This is a genomic window from Allobosea sp., from assembly GCF_036675845.1.
In the GTDB taxonomy this organism is placed as follows: Bacteria; Pseudomonadota; Alphaproteobacteria; order Rhizobiales; family Beijerinckiaceae; genus Allobosea.
The window spans coordinates 1-11,636 of sequence record NZ_JAKFED010000143.1 but is presented as its reverse complement, the minus strand read 5'-3'; the positions used below and the strand labels follow the sequence as shown (position 1 = coordinate 11,636).

Here is an 11,636-nt window from a genome sequence, read left to right as displayed (position 1 = left end):
GGAAACCTCCAAGGATCAGGGGAAACGACCCCCAAATCCTCGGATGCAGCGCCTCACAGGCGAAATCTCACTGATGACCGCGCCGCAGCACCCTGCCGCGAGAGCGGCTTAGTCCCATGGCGCTTCCGAGCTACTCGTGAAGCCAAAAACTGCTGTTCTTACGACGACCTTGATTTCATGAAACAACCAATCGCGGTGACCACGAAACTGCAGTTGGCCATGTTGACGACGAGTGATCGGCGCCTTCTGACGCTCGTTCCTTGTCAATCGAGTGGCGCGATATCCACGACGAAGGTTTTCAGCGTCACGGTTCGCGCACGAGAAAGAGATCGAGTTGGTGCGGATCGATAGCACGCAGCGCGCGCCGGGCACGGACGAGGAGGCCGAGGTCGCCATACTTCGCGGCGCCCCGAAGCTGGGCACGGGCCATCGCCGCCCGCACGTCCGGCGAGGCTGGCTTCGGGCCACTAGAGGGAATGCCCACAGAAGGGCCGACAGTGGGCAAGTCGGCCATCTTACCAGCCGTCGTCCATGGCGGCTGGTATCGGCGCTGCACGCCTGTCCCAATAGCCCTTCGGCGGCGGAGGGCAGGCGTCTCGCTCAGCAGCGGCGAGGCGCTTCACGAGTTTTGGCCATTCGTGAAGGGGATAATCCCCTTATGGTAATCCGGGCGGCTTTTCTCTCGAATGGCGCGTCATGCTGGTTGTCATCCCCGGATTGTAGCCTGGTAACACGCGGGCGTCGATCAGGACCGGTCGGCCGGCTCGCGCAAGTATCGTTGCATCGCGCACGGCTTGCCGCAGACCCGCCATCGTCTCGACGGGGCCGATTCCTTCGAGGCCCTGGGCGCGCGCCATGGCGGCGAGGTCGATATCGGGTTCGGCGATGCGCTGGCCGATCCATTTGTTCTCGACCGGACGCTGGCGCTGCCTGGCGACGCGCTCCTGGTGAATCTCGTCATTGAAGAAGGAGCGGTTGTTCGAGACGATCGCGACGAAGGGAAGCTGGTAATGCGCGGCGGTCCATAGCGCCGAGATGCCCATCAGCGTGTCGCCGTCGCCGAGCACCGCGACGGGAAGCCGGCCGGTGCCTTTCAGCGCCAGCGCGGCGCCGACGAGCATTCCCGGCCCGGCCGCGATGCCGCCGCCGCCGTCGATGCCGAGATAGTCGAGCGGGTGGCGGAAATGCCAGGATTCGCCGGCCCAGCCGAGCGGCAGCCTGACCAGCGAGATGACCTCGTCCCGGAGCGCCTCGCCCATGGCGGCGGCAAGGCTGACGACGTCGAGCGGGCGGTCCTCGCCTGCTGGCAGCGCGGGCAGAGCGGGCAGGTCGCGTGGCGGCTCGCCGGGGCCGGCGCCGAGCGCGTCGGCGATCAGGTGCAGCGCGGCGTCGGGCGCGCAGGCGAGATGGAGATCGGCCGGCGCCAGCGCCTGATGGTCCATGCTCCAGCCATTATGGAGCTGGTGGTCGGGCGAGATGTTGACGATCTTCGCCGCCGGCAGGCCGCCGGCCTGCTTCAGCATGCCGCCGAGATCGACGCAGTCGAGCGCCAGGATGACGTCGGCAGCCCGGATAGCGGCACCCGCCGCCTCGTCGAGGAAGAAGCCGGGCTTGGCGGCATGCAGCGGGTGGTCGGTCGGGAAGCTGGCGCCGGTCTTGAAATCGGTGAGGACCTGCGCGCCGAGATGCTCGGCCAGCGCCACCCTGCGGGCCCAGTCCTTCGGGCTGCGCGACATCCGCCCCAGCAGCATCAGCGGCGCCTTCGCCGCGCCGAGCCAGCCGGCCGCGGTCGCGATGTCGCAGGCGGCCGGAACCGGGGCCGAGGCGGTGGCGAAGCGCTTCGGATCGGGCAGTGGCGGCATCTCGTCGAGGTGCTTTTCCTGCATCGAGACGTCGAGGCAGACATAGGTCGGCCCGCAGGGCGCAATGCGGGTCAGGTTGGCAGCCCGGGTCAGGGATTCGATCGCGGCCGTCACCGAGACCGGCTGGTCGTCCCATTTCACGTAAGGCCGGATCAGCGCGCCCTGGTCCTTGGCAGTGTGCAGCCAGTCGATCCAGGGCCGGCGCTCGGCGGCGTCGACCGGGCCGGTCGCGCCGAGGATCAGCATCGGCACGCGGTCGCACCAGGCGTTGTAGATCGCCATCGTGCCGTGCATCAGCCCGACATTGCTGTGCAGGATCACGCCCATCGGCCGCTCGGTCACCTTGGCATAGCCATGGGCGAGCGCGACCGCGTGCTCCTCATGCAGGCAAAGCAGCATTTGCGGCTGCTCGTTGCCGAGATGGTTGACCAGGCTGTCATGCAGCCCGCGGAAGCTCGAGCCGGGATTGAGCGCGACATAGGGGATGTCGAGCCTGCGCAGCATCTGCGCGACGACATCGCTGCCCCAGACGCCGTTGTCGGCGGCAGGGAGCGGCTGGTCGATGCCGGCGAGCTTGCCGCCGGCTTTGCTGGCGTCGTTCATTGGCACTTCCCCGTAAGCTGGCTGGCGTTGGCGGCTCAGGCGGCGAGCCGCGCTTTCCAGAAATCCCAGAGCCTGGTCTGCACCAGCGGCCCGAGATTGAGCCTGGCGGCGAGCTCGATCTCCTGCGAGGTCAGCGGCGAGACCTCGCCGAGCATCGCCGACTGGAACTGCAGCTCGGCGTTCTGCTTCAGATGGACCGAGCGGAACACCACCTCCTTGACCGAGCGCCCGAGATTGCAGGCGCCGTGGCGGCGCAGCAGCACGCTCCAATGTGGCCCGCAGGCGCGCGCCAGCGAATCCGCCTGCGCCATGTTCTCGACCAGGAGATTGGTGTCGCCGAACTCGTCGCGGCTGTCCCAGAAGGGTACGTGCTCGCCGATCACCGCGCCGATATGGAAGACCGGCACGATCGGCACGCCGGTCTGGCAGAACGGCATCACCGAAGCGGCGTGGTGATGGCTGACGGCCATCACGTCGGGGCGCGCCTTGTAGAAGGCGGCATGAAGGACGCGCTCGACATAGAGCCCGACCGAAAGCGGGCTCTCGGGCTCGCCGTCGAGATCGAGCTCGACGATGTCGGCAGCGGTGACGAGGGCAGGGCTGCGCGAGCGCGAGATCAGGAAGCGGTCGGCCCGCTGCGGATGGCGGGCGCTGACATGGCCGAACCCGTCGAGCACCTCCTCATTGGCGAGGATATGGTTGGCATCGACGATGTCCTGGATGGTCTGGGCAAGGCTGTCGGGCATGGATTTCATCGACCTCTCGATTGAGCTGCGACCGTCATTCCGGCCGCAGCGAAGCGGAGCGCCGGAATCCATCGTAGAACGCGGCGCTTGATGATGGATTTCGGAACGGCGCCGCTCCGCGGCTTGTCCGGAATGACGACGGCCCTTGCAGCACGGTTCAGGGTTTTCCCTGCTTCAGGCTGACATGGATGTTCTTTTCCTGGGTGAAGGCGATCAGCTCGCCGAGGCATTCCTCGCGGCCGATTCCGGACTGCTTCCAGCCGCCGAAGGGCGCGCCGAGAAAATGCTTGGAGACCTCGTTGATCCAGACGAAGCCGGCCTCGACCTCCATCGCGGTGCGATGCGCCTTGCCAAGATCATGGGTCCAGATCGAGCAGGTCAGGCCGTATTCGACGCTGTTGACCTCTTCCAGCATCGCCGCCTCGTCGCGCCAGCGCGCCACTGCCAGCACCGGCCCGAAGATCTCCTCGCGGGCGATCCGCATCGCCGGCGTGACATCGGCGAAGACCGTCGGCTCGACATAGAAGCCCTTCGCGAGTTCGGGCGCTCCCGGCACGCCTCCGCCGGTGACGAGCCGGGCGCCCTCGGCCCTGGCCGAGGCGATGAAGCCGAGGATCCGCTCATGCTGGGTGCCGCTGATGATCGCGCCCATGGTGGTCGCGGGCTCGGTCGGGATGCCCGGCACGAAGCGCGCGACCTTGGCCGGCACCTTCGCCAGCACCTCCTCGTAGATCGCCTCGTGCAGGAAGGCGCGGCTGGTCGAGCCGCAGGACTGGCCGCACCAGGTGAAGTTCATGCCGCCGATCATGGCGTCGGCGACGGCGTCGGGGTCGGCATCGGCGAAGGCGATCAGCGCGTTCTTCCCGCCGAGCTCGAGCAGCACCGGCTTGATCGTCTCGCTCGCCGCCCTCATCACCGCGCGCCCGGCCGGCACGCTGCCGATCAGTGCGACCTTGTCGACGCCGGGATGGCAGGCCAGCGCCGCGCCGGCCTCGCGGCCGCCCGGGAGCACGCTGAAGACGCCGGGCGGCAGCAGGCCCTCGACCAGCTCGGCGAGCCGGAGCGACGAGAGCGGCGCCTGCTCCGGCGGCTTGACGATCACGACGTTGCCGGCCGCGAGCGGCGCCGCGATCTTGCCGGCGCAGAACATGAAGGGGTGGTTGAAGGCGAGGATGCGCGCGACGACGCCGAGCGGCTGGCGCACGCTCAGGTTCAGCGCGTCCGGTCCCATCGGGATCGTGTCGCCCTTCATCTCGGTGACCAGGCCGCCGAAGAAGTCGAGCTGTGCCGCGGCGATATTGGCGTCGCCGAGCATTTCGGTGATCGGGTTGCCGCAGTTCTGCGCATCGAGCCCCGCAAGCTCGCGCGCGTTCTTGCGGACCACTTCGGCCATCGCCTTGAGGATCCTGCCGCGCTCCAGCGGCGCGACCCGGCGCCAGTTCCTGAAGGCCTCGCGCGCAGCGGCGACGGCGGCGTCGACATCGGCCGCGCCGGCTTCGGCAACCTCGCAGATCGCCTCGTTCAGGCCGGGATTCAGCGTCGCGCTATAGCGGCCGGAAGCCGGATGGTGCCAGCCGCCGCCATGATAGAGCGCGCGGCCGACCGGCGCGGGCGAGGACTTGTCGAGCATGGGCGATCTCGTCGTCAGATGTGAGGCTCTTCCCCTCCCCCTCGTGGGGAGGGGTTCGCCGGAGCGCGTCTCGACACACTCCCTCACGGTCGCGGCGTGATCCAAGACTTTCGCAATTGGTCACCGATACGGGAACGTGCTGGCGGGCGGGGCGACTGGAACGGTAGGAACGAGCGGAGGCATCGGCGATCGCCAACCCCCGTCGTTCCGGACAAGCCGCGCAGCGGCGCCGCTCCGGAATCCATCGTAAGGCTTTGCGTTCTACGATGGATTCCGGCGCTCCGCTTCGCTGCGGCCGGAATGACGTGACAGGTAGAAGTCGCCTCAGCGCCCGGCGCCGGCCATCTCGGCTTCGGTCTCGTCCTGCTCCATGCCGTCGAGCACCGCGATCTCCTCGCTCGAGGCGCCGAGCTTCCGCCAGTCCTCGCTCTTGGGCACGATGCCCTGATAGGAGCGCAGCTTGGCCTGCGGGATATGCGGCTCGATCCGCCCGATCGGCTCGCCGCCCTCGCTGAGCTTGCGCGCCGCGTCGATCATCACCCGGCGGAACTGCACGATGGCGATGTCGCTGGCCCCGAGCCGCTCGCTGGTGCGGTCGGCGATCGGCCCCATCGACTCCCACATCATGATGTCCTGGTTCGGGATGCCGGGCACGCCGGTGAAGTCGCCGAGCTTCATCGCCTTGCGGTCCTGGAGATAGTCGTTGTCGCGGCTGCGCAGCATCTTCCGGTAGTTCTTGTCGAGGTCGATGCCGACCTGCGAGACGCAGAACTTGCGCCAGGCTTCCTGGTCGATGCAGTCGTCATTGCCCCAGGCGATGAAGTGGAAATAGCTCGAGACGTCGTCCTTGGGCACGATCACCGTCGCGACGTTGTAGGACGAGTTCGGTGGGATCAGCGCCGCATAGGGCGCGACGAAGACAGTCAGTCGGATATAGTCATGCGTCTGCGCATTGGTGATCGGCCGGCGGATCGCGGCATAGCGGAAGCCGTAATTGGTGAGCTGCACCTGGATGCGCGGGTTCTTGTCGGTCGAGGGCCGCGTCCAGTGCGTGGCGTTGGCCCCCGCCGAGGTGACGCGCGCCGGCTTCATGTCGGAGGAGTGCAGGCTGGAGGAATGGGCCGAGTCGATCTGCCCTTCCATGATCTGCGCCCAGTTCACCGGCAGGTCGATCTTGACGATCGAGACCTTGGCCTCAGGCGTCGGCGCCCAGGCCGGCGGCTCGAATTCCGGCATCAGCTCGGGCGGGCCCATATAGACCCAGATGAAGCCGCCGGCTTCCTGCGTCGGATAGGCCTTGTGCTTGACCTTCTCGGCAAAGCCGCTCTCGGCCGGCTCGGAGACCATCTCCAGCACATTGCCGTCCACGTCGAACTTCCAGCCATGATAGAGGCAGCGCAGCCCGCATTCCTCGTTGCGGCCATAGAACAGCGAGGCCTTGCGGTGCGGGCAGAACTCGCCGAGCACGCCGATGCGCCCGTCGGTGTCGCGATAGGCCACCAGATCCTCGCCGAACAGCCTGACCCTGACCGGCGCGCCATCGCTCTCGACGAGCTGCTCGGAGAGCAGCGCCGGCGTCCAGTGCCGCCGCATCAACTGCCCCATCGGGGTTTCGCCCTCGACGCGGGTGAGGATCTCGTTCTCCTCGTGAGTGAGCATGGCGGCCTCCCTTGCGCTTGCCCCGGCACTAGCCAGAGGCAAATTACTTAGTTATCTAAGTCTGAGATTAGTCGGGTTCGAAACGCTTGTCGAGAGAGGCGGGCGCAAGGCGGTGGGCATGACAGTGGCGATGGCGGACGGGAGCGAGGCGATCACCCTCAGGATCGCCGACAAGACGATGATCGCGCAGGATATCTGCCTGTTCGAGCTGCGTGCGGAAGATGGCGCCGAGCTGCCGCCCTTCACGGCGGGCGCGCATCTTTGCGTGCGCGTGCCCAATGGCGAGACGCGCAAATATTCGCTTTGCAACGACCCGGCCGAGAGCGACCGCTATGTCATCGCGGTCAAGAAGGAGACCGGCGGCCGCGGCGGCTCGGTCTGCCTGATCGAGCAGGCGAAGGCCGGCGACGAGATCGCGGTCGGCGCGCCGCGCAACGATTTCGAGCTGAAGCCCGGCCCGGCTGCCTACGTCTTCATCGCCGGCGGCATCGGCATCACCCCGATCCGCGCCATGATCAAGCATCTCACGGCGACCAGGGCCAAGCCCTTCAGGCTCTATTACTTCACCCGCTCGCCCGAACTGATGGCCTTCCGCGACGAGTTCTCGGGGCCGGAATTCCGCGGCAAGGTGGTGATCCACCATGATGGCGGCGATCCGGACAAGGCCTATGACCTCTGGCCGGTGCTGGAGGAGCCGAAGGGCGCCCATCTCTATTGCTGCGGGCCGCGCGGCCTGATGGAGGCGGTGCGCGACATGACCGGGCACTGGTCGTCTTCGGCCGTGCATTTCGAGGATTTCGGCGCCGCCAAGGCGCGGCCGGAAGACAACACGCCCTTCACCGTCAGGCTGGCCAAGAGCGGCGACAGCGTCGCGGTGCCGGCCGACAAGTCGATCCTCGAGGCGCTGCGCGACGCCGGCAAGGTGCTGCCCAGCTCCTGCGAGAGCGGCACCTGCGGCACCTGCAAGACGCGGCTGATCTCGGGCGAGCCCGACCATCGCGACCTCGCTCTGTCCGAGCACGAACGCGCCCGCAACATCATGATCTGCGTCTCGCGGGCGAAGTCGGCCGAGCTGGTGCTGGATCTCTAATGGAGCTGCCGATGAGCGAACCCCTGCGCCTTGGCGTCCTCGGCCTCGGCCGCGCCTTCATGCTGATGCTGCCGACGCTGTCGCAGCATCCCCTGTGCCGGCTCGTCGCCGCCGCCGACCCCCGCCCGGAGGCGCGGGCGCAGTTCGAGGCGGATTTCTCGACGCCGGGCGCGCCGGCGAGGGCCTACGCCGAGATCGAGGCGCTCTGCGCCGATCCTGAGGTCGAGGCGATCTATATCGCCACGCCCCACCAGTTCCATGTCGAGCATGTCGGCCTCGCCGCCCGCCACGGCAAGCACATCCTGGTCGAGAAGCCGATGGCGCTGACGCTTCCCGATTGCCAGGCGATGATCGCCGCTGCAAGGCAGGCCGGCGTCCACCTGATGGTCGGCCACAGCCATTCCTACGACACGCCCTATCTGCATGCCGCCGGGCTGATCCGCTCCGGCCGCTTCGGCGCGGTCCGGATGATCTCGGCGCTGAACTACACCGACTTCCTCTATCGCCCGCGTCGGCCGGAGGAACTCGACACCGCCCAGGGCGGTGGCGTCGTCTTCAGCCAGGGCGCCCATCAGGTCGATGTCGCCCGGCTGCTCGCCGGCGGCAGGGTCGAGAGCGTGCGCGCCGTCACCGGGCGCTGGGATGCAGGCCGGCCGACCGAGGGCGCCTATCAGGCCCTGCTCACCTTCGAGGGCGGCGCCAGCGCCAGCCTGACCTATTCCGGCTATGGCCGCTATGACAGCGACGAGCAGTTCGGCTGGCAGGGCGAACTCGGCCAGCAGCGCGACCCGGAGAGCTATGGCGCGGCCCGGCGCGGCCTCGCCAAGGTTGCCACTCCCGAAGAGGAGGCGGCGCTGAAGAACACCCGCACCTATGGCGTGGCCAAGGCCTCGGTCGCCGCTGCGCCCGTCGCCCACAACCATTTCGGCCCGGTGCTGATCTCCTGCGAACGGGCCGATCTGCGCCCGCTCGCCGATGGCGTCATGGTCTATGGCGATGCCGAGCGCTGGCTCGAGCCGCTGCCGGCCCCCGCCGTGCCGCGGGCCGAGGTCGTCGACGAGATGTTCGCCGCCATCCGCCATGGCGTTCCGCCGCTGCACACCGGCGAATGGGGCATGGCGACGCTGGAGATCTGCCTCGCCATCCTCGAATCGGCGGCGACCGGGCGGGAAGTCAGGCCGCAGCATCAGGTGGGCGTCGGAGATTAAGCCGGATTTCGATCTGACCGGATCGTCATTCCGGACAAGCGGCGAAGCCGCGCCGCTCCGGAATCCATCGAAAGGCGCTGCGCTCTACGATGGATCCCGGCGTTCCGCTTCGCTCCAGCCGGGATGACGGTGCAGACTGATCGAAAAATGCTCTAGAACGCGCTCCACGCGCAGAGAAACGCGCCGTCATTCCGGGGCTTCGCGTTAGCGAAGAGCCCGGAACCCATGAACGCGACGCTGTTCCAGTTCGTCATGCTCGCCCTTGTGGCGAGCATCCACGTCTTGAACACCGCATTCGACCAGCGAAGACGTGGATGGTCGGGACAAGCCCGACCATGACGGATAGGGCGGTGTTCATGGGTTCCGGGCTCGGGCCTTCGGCCCGCCCCGGAATGACACCGGCGCAGGTCGCCCTCACCGCCGGTTGGGCGGCTCCACCGGCGGCGGGTTGTTGGCGGCGGCGGCGAGGATCGCGATCAGGTCCTGCTCGGCGGCGGCGGCGCTTTTGTAGCGCGCCGCCGTCGTCACCAGCGGGCGCTCGGCATCGGCGGGATAATGGATCGCGATGGCGTAGCGGCCGGTCTGGGGATCCTCGAAGGGTTCGATACGCAGCAGCATGGCGAGAAACTCCGATCTTCGCTGCCCTCATAGAGCCCGCCGGCGCGCCGCAGTCCAAGACAAAGGCGCATTCGCTGCAAGGTCTTTTCGCACTGGCCGCGCGTTGCCGCCGCCGCGCGCTCGCCCTATCCCTGAATGCAGAAGAAACACCAGAGCGGGATACCCATGGCGGGCGAGACCAGCATCGGCACCTTCGACTACGTCATCATCGGCGCCGGCTCGGCCGGCTGCGTGCTGGCGAACCGGCTCTCGGCCGACCGGCGCAAGAACGTCCTGATCCTCGAGGCCGGCGGCAAGGACGACTGGGTCTGGTTCCACATCCCGGTCGGCTATCTCTACGCCATCGGCAATCCCCGGGCCGACTGGCTGTTCCAGACCGAGCCGCAGCCCGGCCTTGGCGGCCGCTCGCTGGCCTATCCGCGCGGAAAGGTCGTCGGCGGCTGTTCGGCGATCAACGCGATGATCTACATGCGCGGCCAGGCCGCCGATTATGACGGCTGGCGCCAGCTTGGCCTCGAAGGCTGGGGCTGGGACGACGTCCTGCCGCTCTTCCTCAGGCAGGAGGACCATATCGGGCCGCACAACGAATTCCATCGCTCGGGCGGCGACATGCGGGTCGAGCATCCGCGCGTGCGCTGGGACATCCTCGATGCGCTGCGCGATGCGGCCGAAGCCGCCGGCATCCGCAAGATCGACGACTTCAACACCGGCGACAATGAGGGCTCCTCCTATTTCCAGGTCAACCAGAAGCGCGGCCGGCGCTGGAGCGCGGCGCGGGGCTTCCTGGAGCCGGCGCTCGACCGCGAGAACCTCCGCGTCGAGCTCGGCGTCACCGTCGAGCGCATCATCGTCGAGGAGGGCCGGGCGACCGGCGTCGTCATCAGCGACGGCGACGAGACCTTCATCGCCCATGTCTCCGGCGAGGTCATCCTCAGTGCCGGCGCCGTCGGCTCGCCCGCCATCCTCGAGCGCTCCGGCATCGGCGATGGCGAGCGCCTGCAGGCGCTGGGCATCGAGACGGTCAGGCATGCGCCCGGCGTCGGCGAGAACCTGCAGGACCATCTGCAACTCCGGCCGATCTACAAGGTCGAGGGCGTGCGCACGCTCAACACCGACTATGCCAAGCTCTGGCGCCGGCCGCTGATGGCGCTGGAGTATGCGGCGCGGCGCACCGGCCCGCTGACCATGGCGCCGTCGCAGATGGGCGCCTTCGCCAGGTCCGCGCCGCATTACGCCACCGCCAATCTCGAATTCCATTTCCAGCCGCTCTCGCTCGACAAATGGGGTGACGGCCTGCACAAGTTCGGCGCCTTCACCGCCAGCGTCTGCAATCTGCGCCCGACGAGCCGCGGCAGTGTCCATCTCAAGAGCCCGGACCCGAAGGCGGCACCGGCGATTTCGCCGAACTATCTGGCAACCGACGAGGACCGGCAGGTCGCGGTCGATGCGCTCAAACTGGCGCGCCGCATCGTCTCGCAGGCACCGCTCGCCCGCTTCCGGCCGCAGGAATACCTGCCCGGCCCCGGCCATGATTCCGACGAGGCGATCGCCGAGGCGGCGGCGCGCATCGGCACGACGATCTTCCACCCGGCCGGCACGGTGAGGATGGGCCGCGACGACGACCCGGCGGCCGTGCTCGACCAGCGCCTGCGCCTGCGCGGCATTGCCGGCCTGCGCGTCATCGACGCCTCGGTGATGCCGGCGATCACCTCCGGCAACACCGCCGCCCCGACGATGATGATCGCCGAGAAGGGCGCGCAGATGATCCGCGAGGATGCCAAGGCGGCCGCGGGCTGAGCGCCCTCCTTCTCCCCCCGGGGGAGAAGGTGTCTGCGCAGCAGACGGATGAGGGCAGGCGCCACGCTGTTTTAGAGGGCGCGGGGAACCCTCTCCCGGAGGGAGAGGGTAGGGAGAGGGCAGGGTGAGGGGTCGGCCCTTTGACCAGTGAGGCGCTGCGCTCACCGCGCGCATAGGTTCAGGCCAACGATATCGGGCCTACACCTCACCCCTGCCCCTCTCCTTACAGGAGAGGGGCTCCCCGCGGTTCCTGGCAACGCCGCAAACCCCGCCGGCTTCCGCCGCGAGGTTCTTCACAACAAAGCTCATCCGAGGGGATGCGCGGGGTCGGGCGGCGTCGCAGTCGACGGCTGCGTGCCGAATGTCGATGTCGAAATGTCGAGGCAGCGTCACTGGCCGCCACCCGATGGGCATCATCCGATC

The 11,636-nt window shown here is 68.0% G+C and carries 9 protein-coding genes; 3 read left to right on the top strand and 6 right to left on the bottom strand.

All coding sequences use genetic code 11. The features are described 5' to 3' along the window. Window positions 1–304: 304 nt before the first annotated feature. The 5 genes from V6M56_RS15025 to V6M56_RS15005 all read right to left on the bottom strand — a co-directional run bounded on the left by V6M56_RS15025 (window position 305) and on the right by V6M56_RS15005 (window position 6,500). Window positions 305–514, bottom strand: coding sequence for a hypothetical protein (locus V6M56_RS15025; RefSeq protein WP_332684929.1), 210 nt, complete (start codon window positions 512–514; stop codon window positions 305–307). A 142-nt stretch (window positions 515–656) separates the two neighbouring features. After that, on the bottom strand, window positions 657–2,465 hold the full coding sequence (locus V6M56_RS15020; RefSeq protein ID WP_332684928.1) for a thiamine pyrophosphate-binding protein: 1,809 nt from the start codon (window positions 2,463–2,465) through the stop codon (window positions 657–659). A gap of 35 nt (window positions 2,466–2,500) precedes the next feature. Then, a complete protein-coding gene (locus V6M56_RS15015) occupies window positions 2,501–3,220 on the bottom strand; it encodes a class II aldolase/adducin family protein (protein ID WP_332684927.1) in 720 nt (239 codons plus the stop codon). Window positions 3,221–3,368: 148 nt separating this feature from the next. Beyond that, complete coding sequence (locus V6M56_RS15010) at window positions 3,369–4,841, bottom strand: aldehyde dehydrogenase family protein (RefSeq protein ID WP_332684926.1); 1,473 nt, start codon at window positions 4,839–4,841, stop codon at window positions 3,369–3,371. 324 nt (window positions 4,842–5,165) lie between these two features. Then, on the bottom strand, window positions 5,166–6,500 hold the full coding sequence (locus tag V6M56_RS15005; protein ID WP_332684925.1) for a Rieske 2Fe-2S domain-containing protein: 1,335 nt from the start codon (window positions 6,498–6,500) through the stop codon (window positions 5,166–5,168). 118 nt (window positions 6,501–6,618) lie between these two features. Between V6M56_RS15005 and V6M56_RS15000 the strand changes: the two genes are divergently transcribed. Further along, the gene (locus tag V6M56_RS15000) at window positions 6,619–7,590 is read left to right on the top strand and encodes a PDR/VanB family oxidoreductase (RefSeq protein ID WP_332684924.1); all 972 of its coding nucleotides are present in this window, start codon (window positions 6,619–6,621) and stop codon (window positions 7,588–7,590) included. An 11-nt stretch (window positions 7,591–7,601) separates the two neighbouring features. Continuing rightward, complete coding sequence (locus tag V6M56_RS14995) at window positions 7,602–8,798, top strand: Gfo/Idh/MocA family oxidoreductase (protein ID WP_332684923.1); 1,197 nt, start codon at window positions 7,602–7,604, stop codon at window positions 8,796–8,798. A gap of 414 nt (window positions 8,799–9,212) precedes the next feature. Here the strand turns inward: V6M56_RS14995 and V6M56_RS14990 are convergent, their stop codons facing one another. Continuing rightward, on the bottom strand, window positions 9,213–9,416 hold the full coding sequence (locus V6M56_RS14990; RefSeq protein WP_332684922.1) for a hypothetical protein: 204 nt from the start codon (window positions 9,414–9,416) through the stop codon (window positions 9,213–9,215). Window positions 9,417–9,581: 165 nt separating this feature from the next. On the opposite strand from V6M56_RS14990, the gene V6M56_RS14985 reads away from it, so the two are divergent. After that, on the top strand, window positions 9,582–11,213 hold the full coding sequence (locus V6M56_RS14985; protein WP_332684920.1) for a GMC family oxidoreductase: 1,632 nt from the start codon (window positions 9,582–9,584) through the stop codon (window positions 11,211–11,213). Window positions 11,214–11,636 lie beyond the last annotated feature (423 nt).

Coding starts and splice junctions, on each gene's coding strand:
- V6M56_RS15025 (WP_332684929.1), bottom strand. CDS start 514: ATGGCCGACTTGCCCACTGTCGGCCCTTCTGTGGGCATTCCCTCTAGT.
- V6M56_RS15020 (WP_332684928.1), bottom strand. CDS start 2,465: ATGAACGACGCCAGCAAAGCCGGCGGCAAGCTCGCCGGCATCGACCAG.
- V6M56_RS15015 (WP_332684927.1), bottom strand. CDS start 3,220: ATGAAATCCATGCCCGACAGCCTTGCCCAGACCATCCAGGACATCGTC.
- V6M56_RS15010 (WP_332684926.1), bottom strand. CDS start 4,841: ATGCTCGACAAGTCCTCGCCCGCGCCGGTCGGCCGCGCGCTCTATCAT.
- V6M56_RS15005 (WP_332684925.1), bottom strand. CDS start 6,500: ATGCTCACTCACGAGGAGAACGAGATCCTCACCCGCGTCGAGGGCGAA.
- V6M56_RS15000 (WP_332684924.1), top strand. CDS start 6,619: ATGACAGTGGCGATGGCGGACGGGAGCGAGGCGATCACCCTCAGGATC.
- V6M56_RS14995 (WP_332684923.1), top strand. CDS start 7,602: ATGAGCGAACCCCTGCGCCTTGGCGTCCTCGGCCTCGGCCGCGCCTTC.
- V6M56_RS14990 (WP_332684922.1), bottom strand. CDS start 9,416: ATGCTGCTGCGTATCGAACCCTTCGAGGATCCCCAGACCGGCCGCTAC.
- V6M56_RS14985 (WP_332684920.1), top strand. CDS start 9,582: ATGGCGGGCGAGACCAGCATCGGCACCTTCGACTACGTCATCATCGGC.